This window comes from Stackebrandtia nassauensis DSM 44728, assembly GCF_000024545.1.
Classification (GTDB): domain Bacteria; phylum Actinomycetota; class Actinomycetes; order Mycobacteriales; family Micromonosporaceae; genus Stackebrandtia; species Stackebrandtia nassauensis.
Map to the genome: position 1 here is coordinate 5849000 of NC_013947.1, position 23236 is coordinate 5872235.

General features: G+C 66.0%; 18 protein-coding genes and 1 pseudogene. 6 read left to right on the forward strand and 13 right to left on the reverse strand.

Annotated elements, in window-relative coordinates; all coding sequences use genetic code 11:
- Positions 1–124: 124 nt before the first annotated feature.
- From SNAS_RS27235 to SNAS_RS27275, 9 genes are all read right to left on the reverse strand, one after another.
- Complete coding sequence (locus SNAS_RS27235; protein WP_013020710.1) at positions 125–1192, reverse strand: ABC transporter ATP-binding protein; 1068 nt, start codon at positions 1190–1192, stop codon at positions 125–127.
- Entirely contained in the window at positions 1189–2232 is a 1044-nt protein-coding gene (locus tag SNAS_RS27240; RefSeq protein WP_013020711.1) for an ABC transporter ATP-binding protein, read from the reverse strand. The genes SNAS_RS27235 and SNAS_RS27240 overlap by 4 nt, the downstream gene beginning before the upstream one ends.
- 17 nt (positions 2233–2249) lie before the next feature.
- Positions 2250–3245, reverse strand: coding sequence for an ABC transporter permease (locus SNAS_RS27245; RefSeq protein WP_013020712.1), 996 nt, complete (start codon positions 3243–3245; stop codon positions 2250–2252).
- A 32-nt stretch (positions 3246–3277) separates the two neighbouring features.
- Positions 3278–4267, reverse strand: a complete 990-nt coding sequence (locus tag SNAS_RS27250) for an ABC transporter permease (RefSeq protein WP_041625213.1) — start codon at positions 4265–4267, stop codon at positions 3278–3280.
- Between the two features lie 440 nt (positions 4268–4707).
- Complete coding sequence (locus SNAS_RS27255; protein WP_013020714.1) at positions 4708–5808, reverse strand: ABC transporter ATP-binding protein; 1101 nt, start codon at positions 5806–5808, stop codon at positions 4708–4710.
- Positions 5801–6862, reverse strand: coding sequence for an ABC transporter ATP-binding protein (locus SNAS_RS27260; protein WP_013020715.1), 1062 nt, complete (start codon positions 6860–6862; stop codon positions 5801–5803). The genes SNAS_RS27255 and SNAS_RS27260 overlap by 8 nt, the downstream gene beginning before the upstream one ends.
- Positions 6863–6871: 9 nt before the next feature.
- Positions 6872–7801, reverse strand: a complete 930-nt coding sequence (locus SNAS_RS27265) for an ABC transporter permease (RefSeq protein ID WP_013020716.1) — start codon at positions 7799–7801, stop codon at positions 6872–6874.
- Complete coding sequence (locus SNAS_RS27270) at positions 7794–8798, reverse strand: ABC transporter permease (RefSeq protein WP_013020717.1); 1005 nt, start codon at positions 8796–8798, stop codon at positions 7794–7796. Before SNAS_RS27270 ends, SNAS_RS27265 begins: the two co-directional genes overlap by 8 nt.
- Positions 8799–8880: 82 nt before the next feature.
- Positions 8881–10467, reverse strand: a complete 1587-nt coding sequence (locus SNAS_RS27275) for a peptide ABC transporter substrate-binding protein (protein WP_013020718.1) — start codon at positions 10465–10467, stop codon at positions 8881–8883.
- 425 nt (positions 10468–10892) lie between these two features.
- On the opposite strand from SNAS_RS27275, the gene SNAS_RS27280 reads away from it, so the two are divergent.
- The 3 genes and pseudogenes from SNAS_RS27280 to SNAS_RS27290 all read left to right on the forward strand — a co-directional run.
- Entirely contained in the window at positions 10893–11705 is an 813-nt protein-coding gene (locus SNAS_RS27280) for a hypothetical protein (protein WP_013020719.1), read from the forward strand.
- 16 nt (positions 11706–11721) lie between these two features.
- Entirely contained in the window at positions 11722–13647 is a 1926-nt protein-coding gene (locus SNAS_RS27285; RefSeq protein ID WP_013020720.1) for a fumarate reductase/succinate dehydrogenase flavoprotein subunit, read from the forward strand.
- Positions 13644–14399: pseudogene (locus tag SNAS_RS27290) on the forward strand (succinate dehydrogenase/fumarate reductase iron-sulfur subunit); the annotation flags it as partial. The gene SNAS_RS27285 and the pseudogene SNAS_RS27290, both read left to right, overlap by 4 nt.
- 65 nt (positions 14400–14464) lie before the next feature.
- Here SNAS_RS27290 and SNAS_RS27295 read toward each other — a convergent pair.
- A complete protein-coding gene (locus tag SNAS_RS27295) occupies positions 14465–15973 on the reverse strand; it encodes an MDR family MFS transporter (RefSeq protein WP_013020722.1) in 1509 nt (502 codons plus the stop codon).
- Positions 15974–16200: 227 nt separating this feature from the next.
- Here SNAS_RS27295 and ychF point away from each other — a divergent pair, with 227 nt between their 5' ends.
- The 3 genes from ychF (at position 16201) to SNAS_RS27310 (ending at position 19185) form a co-directional block, all read left to right on the forward strand.
- Positions 16201–17277: a redox-regulated ATPase YchF gene (gene ychF, locus SNAS_RS27300; protein ID WP_013020723.1), complete on the forward strand. Its 1077-nt coding sequence runs from the start codon at positions 16201–16203 to the stop codon at positions 17275–17277.
- Positions 17278–17440: 163 nt separating this feature from the next.
- The gene (locus SNAS_RS27305) at positions 17441–18556 is read left to right on the forward strand and encodes a DUF4185 domain-containing protein (RefSeq protein ID WP_013020724.1); all 1116 of its coding nucleotides are present in this window, start codon (positions 17441–17443) and stop codon (positions 18554–18556) included.
- A gap of 86 nt (positions 18557–18642) precedes the next feature.
- Positions 18643–19185 carry a hypothetical protein gene (locus tag SNAS_RS27310; protein ID WP_013020725.1) on the forward strand — a complete coding sequence of 181 codons (543 nt, stop codon included), beginning with the start codon at positions 18643–18645 and terminating at the stop codon, positions 19183–19185.
- Positions 19186–19231: 46 nt separating this feature from the next.
- Here the strand turns inward: SNAS_RS27310 and SNAS_RS27315 are convergent, their stop codons facing one another.
- The 3 genes from SNAS_RS27315 to SNAS_RS27325 all read right to left on the reverse strand — a co-directional run bounded on the left by SNAS_RS27315 (position 19232) and on the right by SNAS_RS27325 (position 22905).
- Complete coding sequence (locus tag SNAS_RS27315; RefSeq protein ID WP_013020726.1) at positions 19232–21805, reverse strand: DUF4153 domain-containing protein; 2574 nt, start codon at positions 21803–21805, stop codon at positions 19232–19234.
- Positions 21802–22539, reverse strand: a complete 738-nt coding sequence (locus SNAS_RS27320; protein ID WP_052305162.1) for a response regulator transcription factor — start codon at positions 22537–22539, stop codon at positions 21802–21804. Before SNAS_RS27320 ends, SNAS_RS27315 begins: the two co-directional genes overlap by 4 nt.
- Before the next feature lie 66 nt (positions 22540–22605).
- The gene (locus SNAS_RS27325) at positions 22606–22905 is read right to left on the reverse strand and encodes a hypothetical protein (RefSeq protein WP_211207255.1); all 300 of its coding nucleotides are present in this window, start codon (positions 22903–22905) and stop codon (positions 22606–22608) included.
- Positions 22906–23236: the final 331 nt, after the last annotated feature.

Below are 23236 nucleotides of genomic sequence, written 5' to 3' on the forward strand. Positions count from 1 at the left end.
CAGTCGAGGAGCCATCGCCTCGCGGGCGTCTGGGGTAGCGACCTCGAACTAATTGGATTCATCGTAATGAACGAGATGTAGATCGCAGGCACGTTCTGATAACGGCCGTATTGCGATCTCATGCTTATTCCATTGAGCCCTCCACCGTGCCGGAGTTCGTGGATTCCGGGCCGTGTACCTCCGGGAAATGGCAGGCAGCGACGGCTCCGGTTCCTACTTTCTGCAGCGGAGGCTCAGTGGTGGCACAGATGTCCTGTGCCTTCCAGCAACGGGTCCGGAACCGGCAACCCGAGGGCGGGTTCAACGGGGTCGGGACGTCGCCGGTCAGTTTCATTCGGGTCTCACCCTTGGCGCCCAGACGGGTCACGTCCGGAACCGCCGACAGCAACGCCTTGGTGTAAGGGTGCGAGGGGGTGTCGTAGATCTGGTGGCGGTCGCCGATCTCGGCGACCTTGCCCAGGTACATCACGGCGATGCGGTCACAGAAGTGCCGCACCACGCTCAGGTCGTGGGCGATGAACACGAACGACAGGTCGAGTTCGCGCTGGAGTTCGCGCAGCAGGTTGATGACCTGCGCCTGAATCGACACGTCCAGGGCGGAGACCGGTTCGTCGGCGATGACGAGCTTGGGCTTGAGCGCCAGCGACCGGGCGATGCCGATGCGCTGCCGCTGTCCGCCGGAGAACTCGTGCGGGTAGCGGTTGTAGTGCTCGGGGTTGAGACCCACCAGCTCCATCAACTCACGCACTCGGGCCTTGATGCCGCCGGGCGGTTCGATGTTGTTGACCACCAGCGGCGTCGCGATGATCTTGCCGACGGTGTGGCGCGGGTTCAGCGACGCGTACGGGTCCTGGAAGATGATCTGGAGGTCCTGCCGCAGTTTGCGCAGGTCCTGGCCCTTGAGCTTGGTGATGTCGCGGCCCTCGAACCGCAGGCTGCCCGCGGTGGGTTCCAGCAGCCGCACCAGCATCCGACCGGTCGTGGTCTTGCCGCAACCCGACTCGCCGACCAGGCCCAGCGACTCACCCTTGTGGACAACGAAGTTGACGTCGTCGACGGCGCGTACCTTGGCCTTGGAGGCCAGCAGCCCGCGTCGCACCTCGAAGTGCTTGGTCAGGCCGGAGACCTCCATCAGCGGGGCGGAGCCACTCGCGTCGGTCGTGGCGACCGTGGGGTTCTGCATCGCGCTCATACCGCTTCCACCTTCCGAACCTCGGATTCCATGATTCTGCGCCGGGTGGCCTCCGGCAGATGGCAGGCCGACTCGTGCTCGGGCTCGCCACTGATCCCCAGCAGCTTCGGCACCTCGACCTCACAGGCGGTCTGCGGGCCGAGCGCGTACACGCAGCGGGGGTGGAAGGCGCATCCGGACGGGACGTTGAGCAGGCTCGGCGGGTTGCCGGGGATCGGCTTGAGGTCCTCACCGGCGTCGCCCTTCAGGGTGGGCACCGAGTTGAGCAGACCCCAGGTGTAGGGGTGCTGCGGCTGGGCCATGACGTTGAGGGCGGTGCCGGTCTCGACGACCTTGCCGCCGTACATGACCACGATCCGGTCGGCGATGTCGCTGATGACCCCCAGGTCGTGGGTGATCATGATGATCGCCGAGTTGAACTCCTTCTGCAGGTCCGCCAGCAGGTCCAGGATCTGTCCCTGGACGGTGACGTCCAACGCGGTGGTCGGCTCGTCGGCGATGATCAGCCGCGGGTTGTTGACCAGCGACATCGCGATCATGGCCCGCTGCCGCATACCGCCGGAGAACTCGTGCGGGTACTGCGAGAACCGCTTGTCGGGCTGCGGGATGCCGACCCGGTCGAGCATCTCGATGGCGCGCTTCTTGGCGGTCGCCTTGGACACGTCGTGGTGCAGCCGGTACGCCTCGACGATCTGCTTGCCGATCGAGTAGTACGGGTGCAGCGCGGTCAGCGCGTCCTGGAAGATCATCGAGACCTTCTGGCCGCGCATCCGGCGCTGCTTCTCCTCGTTGAGCGACAGGATGTCGGTGCCGTCGACGAAGATCTTGCCGGAGATGTTGGCGCGCTTGGGATCGTGCAGTCCCAGCAACGCCATGCCCGTGACGCTCTTGCCCGAGCCGGACTCACCGACGACACCGAGGGTCTCGCCCTCGGAGACGGTGTAGGAGACGCCGTCGACGGCCTTGACGATGCCGTCCTCGGTCTTGAAGTGGACCTTCAAGTCCTCAATGCTCAGATAGGGATTCGTGTCATTCGACATGGGAGGCTCCTTAACCGCTAGCTCAGCCGGACTCGGGGGTCGATGACCGCGTACAGGAAGTCGACGACCATCGTCATGACGACGATGAACACCGAGGCGATCAGCACGGTGGCCATGACGATGGGCAGGTTCAGGATGCGCACCGAGTCGACGGCCTGCAGTCCCAGTCCCCTGAGCCCGAACACGGTCTCGGTGATGGCGGCACCGCCCAGCAGGTAACCGAGGTTCATACCCGACATGGTCACCACCGGGGTGATGGAGGCGCGCAGCGCGTGTTTGCGGTGCACCTTCGACTTGCTGAGTCCCTTGGCCCGCGCGGTTCGCACGAAGTCTTCGGACAATGTCTCCAGCATGGTTGCTCGCATCATCCGGGCCTCACCGGCGAAGCCGATGAGCGCCAGCGACAGCCACGGCAGGATGAGCGCCGTGAACCAGGCGAGCGGATTCTCCGTCAACGGTTCGTAGACGTTGGCTGGCCTGGTGAATATCCCGGTGGAGTACACGAAGACCAAGAGCAGCAACGCGCCCAGCAGGTACACCGGCATCGAGGCGCCGACCAGGGTGGAGCCGACGGCCAGTTTGTCGATGACGGTGCCGCGCCGCAAGGCGGCGATGATGCCTATGACGATCCCCAGCAACGTCTGGATTATCCAGGCGCCGATGGCGATGGACAGCGTGATCGGCAGGGCGTCCTTGATGAGGCCCCACACCGACTCGTCGGTGAAGAAGGAGTAGCCGAAGCACGGGGCCGCGCACTCCTTGGCGAACTGGCCCTCGCCCATGGTGCGGCCGGTGAAGATGCCGCCCATGTACTCGGCGTACTGGGTGGTGAGCGGCTGGTCGAGGCCGAGGGCTTCCTCTGTGGCCTTGACCTGTTCCGCCGTACAGTCCTTGGCGCACATCAGTTGTGCGGGGTTGGACGGCAGGGCGAAGAACAACGCGAAGGTGATCACGCTGATGGTGAACAGAGTCAGCACCGCCAGCAGCGACCGCCGGACGATGAAGCGAATCATTGTTGTCTCCTGGTATGGACTGGGACGGTGGACTACCGGCTGGACTTCGGGTCGAGCGCGTCACGCACCGCGTCCCCCAGCAGGTTGAAGGCGAGCACCATGAGGAACAGGGTTCCGCCGACGACGGCGAAGTAGAACCACATCCCGTCGCCCTCGAGGACCGAGATCGCGTCACCCAGGTCGACGCCGAGGTCCGGGGTGGGTTCGGGAATACCGATACCCAGGAAGGACAGTGCCGCCTCGGCGGTCACCAGCTGCGGCACCATCAGCGAGAAGGTCACGAGGATCGGCGCCCACACGTTGGGCAGGATCTGTTTGAAGATGATGTGCCCGTTGCCGGCTCCGGCGGCGCGGGCGGCTTCCACGAACTCGCGTTCCCGCAGCGAGATCACCTGACCTCGCACCAGCCGGGCGCTTCCCATCCAGCCGAAGAACACGAACAGGAAGATGAGCAGCCCGCCCACCAGGATCGGGCCGGGGGTCTCACCCTCGCCCGCGATGGTGGTTCCGGCGACCGGGATGAAGGCCAGACCGAAGATCAGGAACGGCAGCGCCATGGCGACGTCGGTGATCCAGCCGAGGGCCGCGTCGACCTTGCGGCCGAAGAACCCGGCGATGGCGCCGACGAGCGCGCCCAGCGCGATCGTCACGATGGTGGCGATGATCGCGATGGTCAGCGAGGTCCGCAGCCCGTAGACGACCCGGATGAACACGTCGCGTCCGGTGTTGGGCTGGATGCCGAACCAGTGGTCGCCGCTGACGCCGTTGAGCAGTCCGAGCGGACGGGAGTCCAGGTCCAGCAGGTCCGGGTTGTTCTTGGTCGGCGAGTGGCCGTAGATCATCTCGATGATCGGCGCCCCGTAGGCGACGATGAACATAAGTGCCACGATGATTCCGGCGGTCATCGCGGTCTTGTCGCGCTTCAGCCGCTGCCAGGCCAGTTGCCCGGGGGATCGGCCGATGATCTCTTTGGGTTCGTCCGGGTCGGGGTCGCCGTTCATCGTCAGCGTTGCCTCGCCCACCTGAACGTTGCCTATCGGCGCACCGGGATCGTGAGCCCGTGTCGTGCCCACATCGACCCCAGTGCTCGCCGCATCATCGCTCATGGGCCCTACCGCACCTTTCCAAGCTTTCGGGGATAGCCAGAAGTTTTCGACGCGCAGTGAACATCACCACGTGATCTGCCAGACAGTTCGCGCGCCTGCGGAAGACCGTACTTCGGCAAGCGGTGACCTGCGGCACCAAAAGCCATCGGACGCATAACAACTCGGCCACAGTTGGGCGCACGTTCGTGGAAACTCCGGCAAATAGTAGGAATCGGGCCGGTCATACTATCCCAGATCCCCACAAAACGGACAGGTAGTGGCTGGGATATTCACTTGCCACAACCGCTTTATGGATGCTTGTCTGAAACGCTGAATTCAGCGTTTCGGACAGAACTGTCAACCCATTTTAATGAACATTAAGCGTCATGCAGGACGTTTCGCGGCGCCGCGAAGTGACAGGCGTTCGGGTGATTTGCTCCGGGCCGGATCTGAAGCGGCGGCTGTTCGTCGCGGCATATGTCGGGAACCTGTTCGACCAGCGGTGTTTCGGCCTTCTGCTCGGCAGTGACCGTTTTCGCCCATTCCTGACGGGCTTTGAAGCAGCGGGTGCGGAACCGGCAGCCCGAGGGCGGGTTCGCCGGGGACGGCACGTCGCCCTCCAGGATGATCTCGGCCTTGTGTTCACGCGCCTTGGGGTCCGGCACCGGAACCGCCGACAGCAACGCCTGCGTGTACGGGTGCATCGGCGACTCATAGATCTCGTCCTCGGTACCCAGCTCGACGACCTTGCCCAGGTACATCACGGCCACGCGCTCGGCGATGTGCCGCACCACGCTCAGGTCGTGGGCGATGAAGATATAGGAAAGACCCAGCTCGTCCTGAAGCTCTTCCAGCAGGTTGATGACCTGACCCTGGATCGACACGTCCAACGCCGACACCGGCTCGTCGCAGATGAGGATCTCCGGCTTCAACGCCAACGCCCGCGCGATGCCGATGCGCTGCCGCTGCCCACCGGAGAACTGGTGCGGGTACCGGTTGATGTGGTCCGGGTTGAGGCCGACGGTGTCCAAGAGGTCCTGCACGGCCTTGCGCCTGCCGGTCTTGGGTACCACGTCGGGGTGGATGACGAAGGGTTCGCCGATGATGTCGCCGACGGTCATGCGCGGGTTCAGCGACGTGTACGGGTCCTGGAACACCATCTGCACGTTGCGCCGCAACCGATGCAGACCCTGGCGGCCCAGCCCGACCACGTCCTCGCCGCGGATCCGGATCGATCCGCCGGTGGGCTTCTCCAGTCCGACCAGCATTTTGGCCAGAGTGGACTTTCCGCAGCCCGACTCCCCCACCACGCCCAGCGTCTCGCCGCGCCCCAACGAGAGTGAGACACCGTCGACGGCCTTGACCGCGCCGACCTTCTTCTTGAACACGATCCCGGTGCGGATCGGGAAGTGCTTCACCAGATCCTTGACCTCCAGGACCGGTGCCCCGCCCGAGGCGACGGTTGCGGGATCAGACATCGTTCTTGACCTCCTGGGCGAAGTAGCAGGCGGCCGTGCGGCCCGGATCCACCGGCGCCAGCGGCGGGACGGCCCGGGTGCACATGTCCTGGGCGTAGTGGCAGCGCGGCGCGAAGGCGCAGCCGGGCGGGATGTTCGTCAGCACCGGCGGTAGACCCGCGATGACCTCCAGCCGCTGTCCCTTGACGTCCAGGCGCGGAATCGAACGCAACAGCGCCTTCGTATACGGGTGGGCCGGCGCTTCGAAGATCTCGTCGATCCCGGCCTGCTCGACCGCGCGGCCCGCGTACATGACGGTCACGTCGTCGGCGACGTCGGCGACCACACCCAGGTCGTGGGTGATGAGGATCAGCCCCATGTTCCGTTCGGCCTGGATGTCGCCCAGCAGCCGCATGATCTGGGCCTGCACCGTCACGTCCAGCGCGGTCGTGGGTTCGTCGGCGATCAGGATCTCGGGGTCGAGTGCCAGGGCCATCGCGATCATGACGCGCTGCCGCATACCGCCGGAGAACTGGTGCGGGTACTCGTCGACGCGCTGCCGCGCGGCCGGGATCCGCACCAGGTCGAGCAGTTCGATCGCCCGGCGTTTCGCCTCCGCGCGAGATGTTCCTCTGTGGACACGGAACAGTTCGCCGAGCTGGTAGCCGACCGTCCACACCGGGTTCAAAGCGGACAGCGCGTCCTGGAACACCATCGCGATGTGGTTGGCCCGCACCCGGCGCATGTCCTTTGGCTTGAGCTTCAACAGGTCCACGCCTCGGAACAACACCCGGCCACCGGCCACCTTGGCCGGTGGGATGTCGAGGATGCCCATGATGGCCTGCGAGGTGACACTCTTGCCGGAGCCCGACTCGCCGACGATCGCCATCGTGCGGCACTCGTCGAGGGTGAAGTCGACACCGTTGACGGCCTTGGCGATGCCCTCGCGAGTGTGGAACTCCACCTGTAGCTGTTCCACCGTCAACAGTGGGGCATCGGAGTCGTAGCCGGGGAGGTCGGCCACGAACGAGTCACCGGCGGCGTCGGCACTCCACGTGGATTCCTCAGTGCTCATGGGCCCTCCCTAACGCAGCTTCGGGTCGAGGGCGTCGCGGATCGCGTCGCCGAGCAGGACGAAGGACAGCACCGTCGCCACGAGGAAGATGCTGGGGATGATCAGCAGCATCGGGTTGGTCACGAAGATGTCGCTGGCCTTGGAGATCATGATGCCCCAGCTGATGGCCGGGGGCCGGACACCGATGCCCAGAAAGGACAGTGTCGCCTCGGCCGAGATCATGCCCGCGATGCTCAGCGGGATGAGCGACATGACCGGGGCGACGGCGTTGGGAAGGATGTGGCGGAACATGATCCGGCGGTTGGACGCGCCCAGCGACTTCGCCGCCTGGACGTAGTCCAGACCGCGCGACTCGATGACGCTGGCGCGGATCAGCCGCATCGTGCTGGTCCAGCCGAAGAAGATCAGCGTGATGACGGCGGGCAGGATCGCGGCCAGGTTGGCGCTGACGAACGGGATCTCGACGTTGCGGAACATGCTCAGCATGAGCAGCGCGCCCAGCAGGAACGGGATCGAGTTGAAGGTGTCGACGGCCCGGGAGAAGACCGCGTCCAGCCAGCCGCCGTAGTAACCGGCGAGGATGCCGACCAGACCGCCGATGATCAGGGTGCCGATCACCACCATCAGCGACAGCTTTATGGACGGTCCGGCGCCGTAGATGGTCTGCGCGTAGTAGTCACAGCCGTCCGGGCTGAAACCGAAGGGGTGACCCGGTTCCGGGGGCGCCTTGACCTTGGCGATGCGGCAGACCTCGGGGTCGACGCTGGTGAACAGCCACGGGAAGAACGCGATCAGCAGGATCGGGACGATGATGACCACCGACAGGATCACGGTGGGACGCTTGCGCAGATCCCGCACGGCGTCGCCGAACAGGCTCGCGGGCTTGGCGACCTTGGGGGTCTCGGTCACCGCCTCTTCGATCGCGGACACATCACTCATAGCGGATCCTCGGGTCGAGCACGGCGTACATGAGGTCGATGATCAAGGTGACGATCATGTAGCAGATGGACAGAATGGCGACGACCGCGATCACGACCGGAAGGTCGTTCTCCCGGGTGGCCCGCCAGGCGAGCCCGCCCATGCCGGGGATGCTGTAGACGCCCTCGGTGATGACCGCCCCGCCCAGCGCCTCGGCGAGCGTGAAGCCCACCAGCGTCACCACCGGGATCAGCGAGTTGCGCAGTGTGTGGGCGATGACGACCCGGGTCGGCTTGAGCCCCTTGGCCTTGGCGGTGCGCACGTAGTCGGCGCGCAGGTTCTCCAGCATGCTGGTCCGCGACAGCCGGGTGATGCCCGCGATACCGAAGGCCCCCAACACGAGTCCGGGCACCAACAACGACAGGAACGGCTGGTACGGGTCGTAGGACGGTTGGAAGATCACCGCCAGGAAACTGTCCCGCCCGAAGGTGTCGCGGGCCCAGTTGCCCAGCCAGACACCGACGACCTTCTGGGTCAGCACCAGCAGCAGGAACGTCGGCACCGCGATCATCGCGACGGTGCCCAGTTTGGTCAGGTGGTCGAAGAACTTCCCGCGCCGCAACGCCGCCAGCACCCCGGCGGTGACACCGAACAGGATCCACACGGCGGTGGAGATCGCGAACAGCGTCAACGTCGGCGGGATCGCCTGCGCGATCAACGAGGACACCTCGGTGCCCTGGAAGTCGGTGCCGAAGTCGAAGGTGGCCCAGTCGCCCAACCGCTTGCCGAACATCGTCAGGCAGGGGTTGCCCAACTGATCCAGACAGGCGTCGTCGAGTCCGAAGCGCTTCTCCACCGCGGCCAGCTGTTCCGGGGACGGGGACTTGTTGCCGAAGAAGGTGCGGGCCGGGTTGCCGTTGAGCTGAATCGCCAGCGACAGCAGGTAATGCAGCAGGAAGAGCACGAGGCCGAAGGTCAGCACCGCCTGCAACAGGCGGCGAATCACGTAGCGCCCCATGTGGGGGCCTCCCGTTTCACGTTAAATGGGGCTCCGCCTGGTCCTGTCCACGAGGGACGTGAACCAGGCGGAGCACGATGGACTATTCGGTCAGCTTCAGCTTGTAGATGTCGAAGCCGCCCAGGATCGGGTTGCGCTTGTACGTCTTGGTGTCGACCCGGTCGCCCAGCAGTGTGGCGGTCGACTCGATCCAGATCGGAGCCAGTGGCGGGTCGTCCGCCAGCATCTCCTCGGCCTCCTGGTACTTCAGTTCCGCGGCGTCGAGGTCCTTGGCGGTGTCGCCCGCCTGCAGGGCCGCCTCGAAGTCCTTGTTGTAGTAACCGAAGTTGTTCTCGGGACCGTTGCCGTACAGCGGCGCCAGGTAGTCCTCGTTGAGCGGGTAGTCGGGAACCCAGCCGCTCAGGTACGGACCGGTGATCTCGTGGTCGGTCCGCTTCTGCAGGAAGTCGGCCCACTCCAGCGACTCCAGTTCGTACTCGAGTCCCAGGTTGTCCTTGATCATGTCGCCGAGTTTCTTGGTGTAGTCCTCACCCGGTCCCGGCGTCGTCCACAGCACCACCTTCTCGTCCTGCGGGAAGTCGGTGGAGTCCAACAGCTTCTTGGCCTCCTTCTTGTTGAAGACGCAGGTGTCGCCGCAGGTGTCGGCCTTGTAGCCCGGGATGATCGGCGGGGTCCACGAGTTGGCGGTCTCGTAGCGGCCCTGGAAGGTGCCCTTGATGTAGGCGTCGCGGTCGATCGCCATCGAGAACGCCTTGCGGACGTCGGGGTCCTTGTAGTTCTTGTCGTTGGACGGGAAGGCCATGCCCCAGGTGTTGGCGGTCTTCTCCTGGATGATGTCGTCGCCGTACTCCTGTTTGGCCTCTTCGTACTTCTCCGACGGGATGCCCGAGATGTCGATCTTCCCGGCCTCGAAGTCCGGGTAGGCGGTGGAGTCACCGGTGTAGATCTTGAAGAAGGTCTTCTTGATGTTGGGCTTCTCGCCCTTGAAGGCCTTCCACTGCTTGACGGTGATGGACTCCTTGTGCTTCCACTTACCGTCCATCTCGTACGGTCCATTGCCGATCGGCTTGTCGTTGCAGGCCTTGATGTCCTCAAGGCACGCGTCGGCGACCGGCGCGAACACCTGGTAGCCCAGTGTCACAGGGAAACCCACGAACTCGTTGGTCAGCGTGACCTCGAGGGTGGTGTCGTCCTTGGCCTTGAGGCCGGACATCTCCTTGGACTTGGGCTTCTCACCCTGAACGTCCTCGAAGCCCGCGATCTTGGAGAAGAAACCGGCGCCGGTGTTGGCGTTGGCGCCGTAGGCGGCGAAGTTCCACGACTTCACGAAGGTGTCGGCGGTGATCTTCTCGCCGTTCTGGAACTCCCAGCCCTCCTGGATCTTGATGGTCCAGGTCTTGGAGTCCTTGGACTGCGGCTCGCTCTCGGCGATGACCGGCTTGAGTGATCCGTCCGGGTTGTAGGTGTAGAGACCGACGTAGAGACGCTCCAATACGGCGGCGCCCTCGGACTCCGTCGTGTTCGCCGGTATCAAGCTCTTGGGTTCGTCGATGCCCAGGCGCAGTTCGCCGGACTCGGCACTTCCGCCGCCACCGCTGCTGCATGCCGTCAGGCCCAAACCGGCCACGACGAGAGCGGTAGCCGCGGCGATGACGCGTGATTTACGCACCGTCACGTCTCCTCGATATCTAGTTCTTAATGGACTCGCCGGGTAGGGCCCTACCGGTGGAAACGTGCCGGTTCACACCGTCTTCCCAGCAGCAAACGTCCGTGCAGCGTGAGTTAATCAGAAAACTCCTGACACCGCAGCCAACACGCCCCACAAAGCGGAGATTCGCCACAGGCTAGGCGCGGGAGCGATCAAGCGCAAGTGAGGTCGATCATTCCGGGGAACTCTTAGGCTGCCCTAAGTGGCATGCTGGACGGGCTTGACGGCAGGGCGAACTCGACCGTTCGGCGGAGGGATATATTCTGCGGGCCGCAGTAACCATGCGAGCCCGATACGCGCGTGCCCGAAAACCGGTCGGCCCATCGACCACCTTGGAAAGCGCGGGTATGGGACTCCCCAATGCCGCGCGAGGGAGCGCACCAAGGATGACATCCACAATCGAGACCCCGGGCAAGGCCCGGGCCGCGATCTCGAAACGCCATTTGCGAACCGACAACTGGTGGCTGACGCCACTGCTGACGTTTCTGGGACTCGCCGGTTTTCTCATCTACGCGACCGTCCGACTTTTCGTCGACGGTTATTACTGGTCTCCGGAACAGAGCTACCTGGCACCGTTCTATTCGCCGTGTCTGGCCACGACGTGTACCGAGGGTTCCAGCCACTTCCTGGGCCAGCCGTTCGATCTGTCGGCGCTGCCGTCCTGGGTGAGCCCGGCGATGATCATCCTGATCCTGCCCGGCGGTTTCCGCGCCACCTGCTACTACTACCGCAAGTCCTACTACCGGTCGTTCTGGGTGTCGCCGCCCGCATGCGCCGTCCCTGATGGACACAAGAAGTACACCGGCGAGACCCGGTTCCCGCTGATCTTCCAGAACGTGCACCGCTACTTCTTCTACGCGGCGGTCCTGGTGGGCGCGGTGCTGACCTACGACGCGGGCATCGCCTTCTTCGACCAGGCCGGTGACTTCCGCGTCGGTGTCGGCACCGTGATCCTGGTACTCAACGCGATCGCCATCTGGGCGTACACCCTCGGCTGCCACTCGTGCCGCAACATCGTCGGCGGCAGGCTGACCCACTTCTCCAAGCACCCGATCCGGTACTGGCTGTGGACGCAAGTGTCCAAACTCAACAAACGCCATCAGTTCTGGGCCTGGGTCTCCATGTTCTCCGTGGTGATCGCCGACGCCTACGTGTGGATGGTTTCCGCGGGCGTCTTCACCGATCTGACCATCATCTAGGGAGTGGGAGAAAACAGTGTCTGAAATTCAACGCCACTCCTTCGACGTCCTCGTCATCGGCGCCGGTGGCGCCGGTCTGCGGGCCGCGATCGAGTCCCGGCTGGCGGGTAAGAAGACCGCCATCATCTCCAAGTCCCTGTTCGGCAAGGCCCACACCGTCATGGCCGAGGGCGGCGCGGCCGCCGCGATGGGCAACGTCAACTCCAAGGACAACTGGAAGGTCCACTTCCGCGACACCATGCGGGGCGGGAAGTTCCTCAACCACTTCCGGATGGCCGAACTGCACGCCAAGGAGGCGCCGCAGCGCATCTGGGAGCTGGAGACCTACGGTGCCCTGTTCGACCGCACCAAGGACGGCAAGATCTCGCAGCGCAACTTCGGCGGGCACGAGTACCCGCGGCTGGCGCACGTGGGTGACCGCACCGGTCTGGAGCTGATCCGCACCCTGCAGCAGAAGATCGTCTCACTGCAACAGGACGACAAGAAGAACTCCGGCAGCTACGAGGCCAAACTCCAGGTCTTCGCCGAGACCACCATCACCGAGCTGATGCTGGACGGCGACCGGGTCGCGGGCGCCTTCGGCTACCGCCGCGACAACGGCGAGTTCCTGCTGTTCGAGGCGCCCGCGGTCATCCTGGCCACCGGCGGCGTCGGCAAGTCCTTCAAGGTCACCTCCAACTCCTGGGAGTACACAGGAGACGGTCACGCGCTGGCGCTGCGCGCCGGTGGCTCACTGGTCAACATGGAGTTCGTCCAGTTCCACCCCACCGGAATGGTGTGGCCGCCCTCGGTCAAGGGGATCCTGGTCACCGAGTCGGTGCGCGGCGACGGCGGCGTGCTTCGCAACAGCGACGGCAAGCGGTTCATGTTCGACTACATCCCGGACGTGTTCAAGGCGCAGTACGCCGACAACGAGGCCGAGGCCGACCGCTGGTACGACGACCAGGAGAACAACCGCAGGCCCCCGGAGCTGCTGCCCCGCGACGAGGTGGCCCGTTCGATCAACTCCGAGGTCAAGGCCGGACGCGGTTCACCGCGCGGCGGCGTCTTCCTGGACGTGTCGACCCGGCTCAAGCCCGAGGAGATCATCAAGCGGCTGCCGTCGATGCACCACCAGTTCAAGGAACTGGCCGATGTGGACATCACCAAGGAGCCGATGGAGGTCGGTCCCACCTGTCACTACGTGATGGGCGGTGTCGAGGTCGACCCCGACACCCAGCAGTCCAAGGTGGCGGGTCTGTTCGCGGCCGGTGAGGTCTCCGGCGGCATGCACGGCTCCAACCGGCTGGGCGGCAACTCGCTGTCCGACCTGCTGGTGTTCGGCAAGCGCGCCGGTGAGCACGCGTCGAAGTACCTCGACGCGCTGGACGAGCGCCCGCGGGTGTCCGATGCGGACTCCGCGACGGTCGCGGCGGCCGCCGAGGCGGTGCTGGTGGCGGAGCTTCCCGACGACGCCGAGGACCCCTACGCGTTGCAGGCCGAACTGCAGCAGGTGATGAACGACCTGGTCGGCATCATCCGCCGGGCCGGGGAGCTGGAAGAGGCTCTGGTCAAACTGGACGACCTGAAGAAGCGGGTCAAGAACGTCAAGGCCATCGGCGGCCGCGCCTACAACCCCGGCTGGCACCTGGCGCTGGACCTGCGCAACATGGTCATCGTGTCGGAGTGCATCGCCAAGGCGGCGCTGGAGCGATCGGAGTCGCGCGGCGGGCACACCCGTGAGGACGCGCCCGGCATGGATCCGTCCTGGCGCAAGGTGAACCTGGTGTGCACGCTGCCGGGTCCCGACGTCGCGCTGAAGCGGCAGCCGCTGCCGTCGATGCCCGAGGAGCTGTTGGCGCTGTTCGAGCGCTCGGAGCTGGCCAAGTACATGACCAACGAGGAACTGGAACGCTACGACGCCGCCGTCAGCGGCTCGGCGAAGGACGGTGACGAGGAATGAGCACACAGCGCCATTTCCGCGTGTGGCGCGGAGACGACGAGGGCGGTGAACTGACCGACTTCACCGTCGAGGTCAACGAGGGTGAGGTCGTCCTGGACGTCATCCACCGGCTGCAGGCCACCCAGGCCCCGGACCTGGCGGTCCGCTGGAACTGCAAGGCCGGCAAGTGCGGTTCGTGTTCGGCCGAGATCAACGGCCGTCCCCGGCTGCTGTGCATGACCCGGATGAACCTGTTCGGCGACGACGAGACCATCACCGTCACCCCGGTGCGGACCTTCCCGGTGATCCGGGACCTGGTCACCGACGTGTCGTACAACTACGACAAGGCGCGCGCGATGCCCGCCTTCGCGCCCCCGTCCGATCTGGAGCCCGGCGAGTACCGGATGCAGCAGGTCGACGTGGAGCGCTCGCAGGAGTTCCGCAAGTGCATCGAGTGCTTCCTGTGCCAGAACACCTGCCACGTGGTGCGCGACCATGAGGAGAACAAGCCGGACTTCTCCGGGCCGCGCATGTTCATCCGGGCCGCCGAGCTGGACATGCACCCGCTGGACGAGCGCGACGACCGCAAGGAACTCGCGCAGGCCGAGCAGGGTCTGGGCTACTGCAACATCACCAAGTGCTGCACCGAGGTCTGCCCCGAGCACATCAAGATCACCGACAACGCGATCATCCCGATGAAGGAACGCGTCGTCGACCGCAAGTACGACCCGGTCACCTGGCTGGGCCGCAAGATCTTCCGCCGGGATCAGGTCAAGCACTAGCCACGACGAGAAAAGCCGCGACGCTGTTCGGCGTCGCGGCTTTTCTCGTTGTGGTCCTAGTGTCCGGCGCCCTCGGGCGCTTCCTCGGGCTTGCGCACGAAGAACGCGGCGATGACGGCCAGTACCGAGGTGATGATGCCGACGAAGAACGCCGCCCGCACGCCCTCGGTCAGGGCGGTGGCCTCACTGGCGCCGCCCGCTGTGGACGCGGCGACCTGGATCGCCATCACGGTCACGAACAGGGCGGTACCGGCGGCACCGGCGACCTGCTGCGAGGTGGCCAGGATGGCGCTGCCGTGCGGGACCAGGTCGGGACGAACCGAACCCAGCCCGGCGGTGAACAGCGGCGTCATCAGCGCGGCCAGTCCGGCGCTGAGCAGCATGTGCCCGGCCAGCAGCGAGTACGGCGAGGTGTCTTCGCCCACAAAGGTCAGAAGCACCATGATGACGGTCATGATGAGCGCACCGGGAACCAGCAGCACCCGGGGACCGAAGCGGTCGAAGATGCGTCCGACGATCGGCCCCATCAGGCCCATCACCAGCCCGCCCGGCAGCAACAGCAAGCCAGTGAACAGCGGACTGAGTTCGAGCACCTTCTGGGTGTAGATCGGCAGCAGGATGACGGTGCCGAACAGCGTCCCCATGCTGATCATGATCATGCCGATCGAGACGCTGAAGTTCATCGACTTGAAGGTGCGCAGGTCCAGCAGCGCGCGGTCCTCCCGTTGCAACCGAATCTGGCGCAGCACGAACACGACCAGCGACACCAGGCCGACGCCCAGCGCGATCCACATCGGCATCGGCGACGGCTGCGCGCCACCGTCGGTGCCGCCCTCGGCGCCGCCACCGATCTGGCTCAGACCGTAGAGCAGGCCGCCGAAGCCCAGCGCCGACAGCACCACCGAGAACACGTCGATCGGCACCCGCTTGGGTTCACCGACGTTCTCGATGCGCAGGTACCCGATGTACGTGGCCACCAGCGCGATCGGCAGGATCAGCAGGAACATCCACCGCCAGTCCAGCACGCTGAGGATGACGCCGGAGATCGTCGGGCCGATGGCGGGCGCCACCGAGATGACGATCGAGATGTTGCCCATCATCTTCCCGCGCTCGGCGGCGGGCACCAGCGTCATGATCGTGTTCATCAACAGCGGGATGATCACGGCGGTACCGCAGGCCTGCAGGATCCGTCCGGCCAGCAGCACCTCGAAGCCGGGCGCGGACGCGGCGGTCAGGGTCCCCAGCGAGAAGAACCCCATCGCGCCCATGAAGATCGGCCGGGTGTTGAAGCGCTGCAACAAGAACCCGGTGATCGGGATCACCACGGCCATGGTCAGCATGAACGCCGTGGTGAGCCACTGCGCGGTCCGGGCCACGACGTTCAGGTCGTCCATGAGCTCGCTCAGGGCCACCGCCATGATGGTCTCGTTGAGGATCATGACGAAGGCGGCGGACAACAGCAGCCAGATCACCCGACGGGCACGCTTGCCGGTGGGTTTGGCCGCCTCCACCGCCGGGGCTTCTAGGGTCGCCACACCGCTTTTCTCGTACGCGGAGTCGGTCACGGAGATTCCTCTCGGGCTTCAGCACAAGCGAAGGGGGGTCAACAACGATGAACACGGCGCGTAAGGTTTGGGTCCCGTGACAGGCCCGGTCTGCGTCCTTGCCGGTCCTGAATGCGCTGTGTGTCAAGATCTTCCCAATACGCTACTCGCGCCACATCGGTGCGGCCAGTCCCAGTTGCCCCGGACACACTAGTCACGGCCCCACATCGACTGCTTAGGATCGATCCATGCCTTCACTGACCATCGGTATCGTCGGGCTGCCCAACGTCGGCAAGTCGACCCTGTTCAACGCGCTGACGCGGGCCGACATCCTGGCCGCCAACTATCCTTTCGCGACGATTGAACCCAACACCGGCGTGGTGGGCGTCCCCGACGCCCGGCTGGGCAAACTCGCGGCCATGTTCGACTCCCAGAAGGTACTGCCCGCCACCGTCACGTTCGTCGACATCGCGGGTCTGGTCAAGGGCGCCAGCGAGGGCCTGGGCAAGGGCAACAAGTTCCTGGCCAACATCCGCGAGGCCAACGCGATCTGCCAGGTCGTCCGGGTCTTCTCCGACGACAACGTCACCCACGTCGACGGCCGTGTCTCCCCGGGCGACGACATCGAGACCATCAACACCGAACTCATCCTGGCCGACCTCCAAACCATCGACAAAGCCCTCCCCCGGCTCGAAAAAGAAGCCAGGATGGACAAGTCCAAGCAGCCCAAGATCGAGGCCATCAAGGCCGCCCGCGAAGTCCTCGACAACGGCCGCACCGTCTTCGCCGCCGGTCTCGACACCGAACCCCTCTACGACCTCCACCTGCTCACGGCCAAACCCTTCCTCTACGTCTTCAACGTCGACGAATCCCAGGTCGGCGACGAAGAGCTCGCGGCCAAACTCAAGGCCCTGGTGGCCCCGGCCGACGCGGTCCTCCTCGACGCGAAGTTCGAATCCGAACTGGTCGACCTCGACGAGGAAGAGGCCCTCGAACTCCTCCAGTCCACCGGCCAACAAGAACCCGGCCTGGACCGCCTGGCCCACATCGGCTTCCACACCCTCGGCCTCCAGACCTACCTGACCGCCGGACCCAAGGAAGCCCGAGCCTGGACCATCCTCCAGGGCGCCACGGCCCCGGAAGCGGCCGGCGAGATCCACACCGACTTCCAGCGCGGCTTCATCAAGGCCGAGATCGTCTCCTTCGACGACCTCATGGAAGCCGGCTCGATGACCGCGGCCAAATCCGCTGGCAAGGTCCGCATGGAGGGCAAGGACTACACCATGCGCGACGGCGACGTAGTGGAGTTCCGCTTCAACGTCTGAGTGCCCTGGATTTCCGCTGTCCCATCTGCGACATGTCATCTCCGGGACCGGTCCCGGACGCTAGATTCGACACTTCTCGTGGCACACGAGAAGAAAAAAGGAGAATCACTTGCGTTCCGGCGAAAACAACGCATCGTCAACGTCCAACCTCTTTGGACGCAAGATGAAACGGTCCACACTGCTGAAGGCTGGCCTGGGTGCCGTCGGCGGTGCCGCGGTACTGGGCGGAGGCGCTCTCGCGTACGCCTCCGGGGACAGCAGCGGGAAGAAGGAAACCCGTGCCGGGGTCACGGTCAAGAAGATCGCCGACCTCACCGGCAACGACAACACGATCAAGTTCGGTGTCAACGGCACCGACCTGGGAATTCCCGTGGTGACACCGCAGGGCAAGAACCTGTACATCTTCGGGGACAGTTACGAGGGGCCCAAGCCGACGCCGGAGGACGCCAACTGGCGTTCCCCCATCGGTTTGTTCAGCGGCACGACGGATCTGCCCTCCGGGCTGGTCTTCGACGGCGCCATCGGCGGCGAGGTCGCGCGTCAGTTGTGGGACTACCAGCACAACAACGGGGAGTTCTCCACTGTGCTGCCGTCCGACATCATCACCATCGGCGACACCATGTTCCTTCAGGTCATGGTGCACGGCGAGAAACTGGGCGACGTCCTGCGTTCGGAGATCTGGTCGTCCAAGGACGAGGGTGAGTCCTGGCAGGACACCCAGGCGCGTTGGGCCGGTGACGTCCACGGTGGCCGGATGCAGCAGTTGACCTGGGCCCTGGACGACGACGACATGGTCTATGTCTTCTCCAGCCGGTTCGACCGCTCCGTGGGCTTCATCCTGCACCGGGTCCACAAGGACGCCATCGCCGACACCAACGCCTACGAGTGGTGGGGCTGGGACGAGGGCACCAAGAAGTGGGACTGGAACATCGGCACTCCCGGCGAGGTGTGGACCCAGCCCACCGGCGAGATGTGCCTGCGCCGTCTTGAGGGCAAGTGGGTGATGACCTGGTTCAACGCCAGCCAGGGCAAGGAGAGCATTGACGGCCTCGTGTTCGACAAGCCCAATGACGACCTCACCAAGGCCCACCACAAGCAGCTCATCCTCAACACCCCCTGGGGTCAGGAGGACGACTCGCACGTCGCGCAGCTGTACGGCGGCTACATCATTCCCGGCTCGACCATCAACGACCTGCACCTGGTCGTGAGCCAGTGGAAGACCGACGACCACTCGGTGTACCGCTCGATGCAGCACCGGGTGCAGGGCTTGGCCGACTGAGCTGAGAAACCACCGATCCGGCCATCGACTTCGTCGTCGATGGCCGGATACTCGTACACCTATTTATCTATGGTGAGGATTTGGGTGTGCTGACCGACTACCTGCGCGACGCGCTGTTCACAGCGGCCTGGTTCGGCTTGATGACCGGCGTGTGGCTGGGCTGGGCCCAGGAGGATCCCCCGAGACGGTGGCGCGGCTGGCTGGGGGCGGGGTCGGTGCTCGGGATCGCCTGCGCCCTGGGGTTTGGGGCCGCGACCGGTTTGAACTGGGGCCTGGATTCGGCTCTGGAGGGGAAGTACCAGTGGTTCGGGGTACTGGTCACCGTCGAGGTGGTGCTCGCCGGAGGTGGTTGCTGGTGGCTGGCTCGGACGAGACGGTCCCGCTGGATGGCGTGGTGGGTGGCGGTGGTGGTGGCAGCGCATTTCCTGCCGTTGGGGTGGATGCTCGACGACGCCTCGATCGCGGTGGCGGGTGTGGTGCAACTGGTGGCCTTGGGCGCGCTGGTGCCTCGGTTGCGGCGGACGAAGCGGACTACGAGTGCGCTGGTGGGCGCGGTCATGGGCGGAACGTTGCTGGCCTACGCGCTCATCACCGCCGCCGTCACGCTCCCGGTCCTACTGTCCTCATGAGTCACCGCCCGAGGGGCGCCGAAGCGCTGTCCTCGGGCGGTCGCGGCTACCGGGATCCGTCGCAGTCGACCGGTTCGGTGCCTGACGCGGTCTCGCCGACCAGGGTGGCGGCGTTGTGGCGGCTCAGGTTCCAGGTCAGCACGGTCTCGTCGCTGTAGTCGGGGGCCATCAGGCTGAGCACGCATGCGCGGTCGGCCTCGGACAGGGCGGCGAACTCCGGGACGGCGTCGGCCGACAGTCCGGCCAGGTAGTTGAGGTCGAGTTCGGCGCCGTGCTGGTGCCGGTCGATGTTGTACCGGGCGATGAGCGCGTCGGGGTTGACCAGCGCCAGTCCCAAAAGCATCGCGACACCGGACGCCAGCACCGCCCGGGGCAGCCAACTGGCCTTCAGTCGCCAGCCGCAGGCCAGCACCATTCCGAAGACCGCCGCGACCCACAGTTCGACGGCCAGTACCCACACCCGCAGCCGGGTGAGGCCGTAGGCGTCGGCGTACAGGTTCATCCGGTAGATCGCCGAGGCCACCACGACCAGGGCCAGCACGCACAGCGTGCCCAGCAGCAGCCGGACCCACAGCCGGTCGACGCGTTCGGCGCGCGGTGCCTTCCAGGCCGCGACCGCGATGACCAGCAGGGTCAGCATGGTCACCGCCGACAGCTGCCAGAATCCGGTGCGGGCGTACTCGGCGTAGGTGAGTCCCGCCGTGCGCAGCACGTAGTCCTCGCCGCCGAAGAACGCGGTGGCCTGCACGGTCAGGAAGGCCGCGAACAGGGCGCACAGCAGGCCCAGCGGGATCGCCCATTCGACGCGGGACGCGGGCCGGGTGGTGGTCGGCAGCGGGTCGTCGAAGCGGGGCGCGGTGGTGGCGATGTAGCCCCACAGGCACAGCGCCCCGAACAGCAGACCGCCGACGATCATCCGGCCGGTGGTGGTGTCGTCGAAGGGTTCGGGCAGCAGCCGGTTCACCAGCCCGGCGAAGGTGGGATCGGCGGCGGCGAACAGGGTGCCGAAGACCAGCAGCAGTGCTCCGGAGATGACGGCCACCCGCACCAGCTTGCCCAGTTCGCCGAAGCCGCGGCCCGCCATTCCCAGCAGGCCCCGGAAGGTCCACAGTGTGCCGCCGCCGATGGCCAGCGGCATCGCGACGCCGCCCAGGATCATCCCGCCGAACCGGCGGGGCGGCACCAGCACGAGGGTGGTCAGGCCGAGCGCGGCCAGCACGCACAGCGTGTCGAGCCAGTCGGCGTCGCGCAGCGCCACGACGCTCCACAGTGCGCAGACCATGGCGGCGCCGACCGCCTTCGCTGACCGTTGCTCCCCTCCGGCAACGGTCAGCGGCAGCAGCACCAGCGCCATGCCGGTCAGGGCGAGGCCGACACCGACGCCGGCGGTCGAGTCCGCCACGATGGCGAAGGCACCGAAGACCGCGACGACGGCGGCCGACAGCAGGAACCGCCACGAGGCACCGGCGGCGGTGCCCCGCCACCAGGAGCCGAGGCTCACCGGCCCGGGCAGCCGCACCAGCGGCATCGGTGGGGTCACCGGCGCGGGCAGCGTGGCCGCCGCGTCGGGATGGGGTTCGGGTTCGTTCATCGAAATTCCCTCCTCTTTGGATTCCAGGGGTAGCCGGACGCGGATGACGGCGCCCGGGCTGGCTTCGGTCACCTCGATGCCGCCGCCGTGCAGTTCGACGATCCAGCGGGCGATCGCCAGACCGAGGCCGGTGCCGCCGTCGCGAGTGGAGCGTTCGCCGCGGGTGAAGCGCTCGAAGATGCGGGCGCGGTCGGCCGGGGCGATGCCGGGGCCCTCGTCGGCGACCTCCAGCAGCAGGCAGTCGTCGCGGTGCCGGGCGGTGACGGAAACGGTGCCGCCGGGTCGGTTGTGCCGCACCGCGTTGGCCAGCAGGTTGGCCATGACCTGGTGCAGCCGTTCCACGTCGGCGTAGCCGCAAAGCCCCTCGGGCACGTCGACGTGGGTGTCGATGTCGCTGTGGAAGGTGGCCTCGGCGATAGCGTCGTCCACAAAAGACCGAACGTCGAAGCCGGTGCGCCGCAACGGTGTGTCACCGGCGTCGAGCCGCGAGACGTCCAGCAGTTCGGTCACCAGCCGCCCCAGCCGTTCGGTCTGGGCGACCGCCGCCGAAAGACTCTGCGTACTGGGTTTGGCCACCCCGTCGGCGAGGTTCTCCAGCATCGCCTGCAAGGCCGCGATCGGGGTGCGCAGTTCGTGCGAGACGTTGGCGACCAGTTCGCGGCGTTGCCCGTCGGCGGCGGCCAGGTCGGCGGCCATCCGGTTGAACGCCTCGGCGAGCCGGCCCACCTCGTCGTGGGAGGTGGCGCGCACCCGCACCGAGTAGTCGCCCCGGGCCATGGCCTGGGCGGCGGCGGTCATCTGCCGCAACGGCGAGGTCATGCCGTGCGCCAGCACCTGCGACGTGAGCAGCGCGACCAACGCCGCGGTGAACGTGGTCTTGGGCGGCATCATGCCCAGGCCGTACCACAGCACGGCGCCACCGGCGGCTCCCGAGCCCAGCAGCAGGATCGCCAGTTTCAGTTTGATCGAACCGATGAAGTCCAGCGGACGGGGCAGCAGGTCGAACCAGGAGCGCAGCCGGTCGGTCATGACGCCGCCGCCCAGGCGTAGCCGACACCGTGGACGGTGCGGATGACCTCGGCGCCCAGTTTGCGGCGCAGGGCCTTGACGTGACTGTCGACGGTGCGGGTGCCGCCGCCGTCGGCCCATTTCCACACCTGGGCCAGCAGTTGTTCGCGGGACAGCACCGCCTGCGGGTGTTCGGTCAGGTACACCAGCAGGTCGAACTCGGTCGCCGTCAGGTGCACCTCCTCGTCGCCGCGGTGCACCAGCCGGGCGGCCCGGTCGACGCGCAGGTCGCCGAACCGCAGCACCGGCTCGGCGGGCGGTGGGGCACTGAGCCGGTCGACGCGCCGCAAGAGCGCGCTCACCCGGGCGGTCAGTTCGCGCATGCTGAACGGTTTGGTGAGGTAGTCGTCGGCGCCGACGCCCAGGCCGACGAGCATGTCGGTCTCGTCGTCGCGGGCGGTGAGGATGAGCACCGGCACCGGCCGACGCGCCTGCACCCGGCGGCACACTTCCAGGCCGTCGAAACCGGGCAGCATCACGTCCAGCACGATCAGGTCGGGGAGGAACGCGGCGTCGGCCGCGACCGCGGCCGGGCCGTCGGCGGCGATCTCCACCCGGTGTCCTTCCGAACGCAGCCGGGCGGCCACCGAGGCGGCGATGGTGGGTTCGTCCTCGACGACGAGGATCCGGCGCCCCTGCTCACTGGGTCTGTTCGCTGTCACACCAGTGAACTTAGTGAGCCGGGATGGAGAAATCGCGCTCGGAATGTGAAGGAGTTGTGGAGGTTCGACCGCGAGGGTCGACGCCGGGGCGGTGAGTGGTTACCGGGAGTCGCGGCGGCGGTTCCACCATGCCCGGAGGGCGCCGGTGGGGGTGTCGGCGTGCGGGGTGGACCGCGGGCCGCGGGAGGTGATGCCGGCGATGTGTTGGTAGGCGTCCTCGACGCGGGCGGCGAAGTTGACCTCGGACAGGGTCACGCCGTCGGTTCCGGCCACCGCGATGCGGGTCTGGCCGTCGCTGCGGCTGACGTCGGGGCGCTGTTCGAAGGCGTCGGCGTAGATCTTGATCCATTCGGTCAAGCTGGCGTGCTGGCTCTCGTCCAGGGTCAGGACCCTGCTCATGCGGGTATCGTCGGTGCTCCAGCCGTCGAGCTGCCGTAGGGCGTCTTGTAGCAAGTCTTCGCCTCTTGTCATCTCACACCTCTGTGGGCGGCGACTCGACCAACTGGGGTCTTACCGGGGCGTGGCCAAATCGACGCCGCATCTTTACCTTGGGGTGTCGCCAGTCTGTCCCGTCGAGGCCGGACTGTCCAGCCTCGCAAAACGGACACTTCGGATATTTGAGATTTCAAGGCATCGTTTTTGCGGTATATGGGTCTCCAGCGGCCCAGTTCTGCCCGCTCGGGGGATCCTTGGCAGTACAAACAGCGGCCGGGCTAGGGCCAAATGGTGC

What these genes read in the sequence shown, in the direction of transcription:
- SNAS_RS27235 (WP_013020710.1), bottom strand. Translation starts at nt 1,192, where the DNA reads ATGAGCGCGATGCAGAACCCCACGGTCGCCACGACCGACGCGAGTGGC.
- SNAS_RS27240 (WP_013020711.1), bottom strand. Translation starts at nt 2,232, where the DNA reads ATGTCGAATGACACGAATCCCTATCTGAGCATTGAGGACTTGAAGGTC.
- SNAS_RS27245 (WP_013020712.1), bottom strand. Translation starts at nt 3,245, where the DNA reads ATGATTCGCTTCATCGTCCGGCGGTCGCTGCTGGCGGTGCTGACTCTG.
- SNAS_RS27255 (WP_013020714.1), bottom strand. Translation starts at nt 5,808, where the DNA reads ATGTCTGATCCCGCAACCGTCGCCTCGGGCGGGGCACCGGTCCTGGAG.
- SNAS_RS27260 (WP_013020715.1), bottom strand. Translation starts at nt 6,862, where the DNA reads ATGAGCACTGAGGAATCCACGTGGAGTGCCGACGCCGCCGGTGACTCG.
- SNAS_RS27265 (WP_013020716.1), bottom strand. Translation starts at nt 7,801, where the DNA reads ATGAGTGATGTGTCCGCGATCGAAGAGGCGGTGACCGAGACCCCCAAG.
- SNAS_RS27270 (WP_013020717.1), bottom strand. Translation starts at nt 8,798, where the DNA reads ATGGGGCGCTACGTGATTCGCCGCCTGTTGCAGGCGGTGCTGACCTTC.
- SNAS_RS27280 (WP_013020719.1), top strand. Translation starts at nt 10,893, where the DNA reads ATGACATCCACAATCGAGACCCCGGGCAAGGCCCGGGCCGCGATCTCG.
- ychF (WP_013020723.1), top strand. Translation starts at nt 16,201, where the DNA reads ATGCCTTCACTGACCATCGGTATCGTCGGGCTGCCCAACGTCGGCAAG.
- SNAS_RS27305 (WP_013020724.1), top strand. Translation starts at nt 17,441, where the DNA reads ATGAAACGGTCCACACTGCTGAAGGCTGGCCTGGGTGCCGTCGGCGGT.
- SNAS_RS27315 (WP_013020726.1), bottom strand. Translation starts at nt 21,805, where the DNA reads ATGACCGACCGGCTGCGCTCCTGGTTCGACCTGCTGCCCCGTCCGCTG.
- SNAS_RS27325 (WP_211207255.1), bottom strand. Translation starts at nt 22,905, where the DNA reads ATGAGCAGGGTCCTGACCCTGGACGAGAGCCAGCACGCCAGCTTGACC.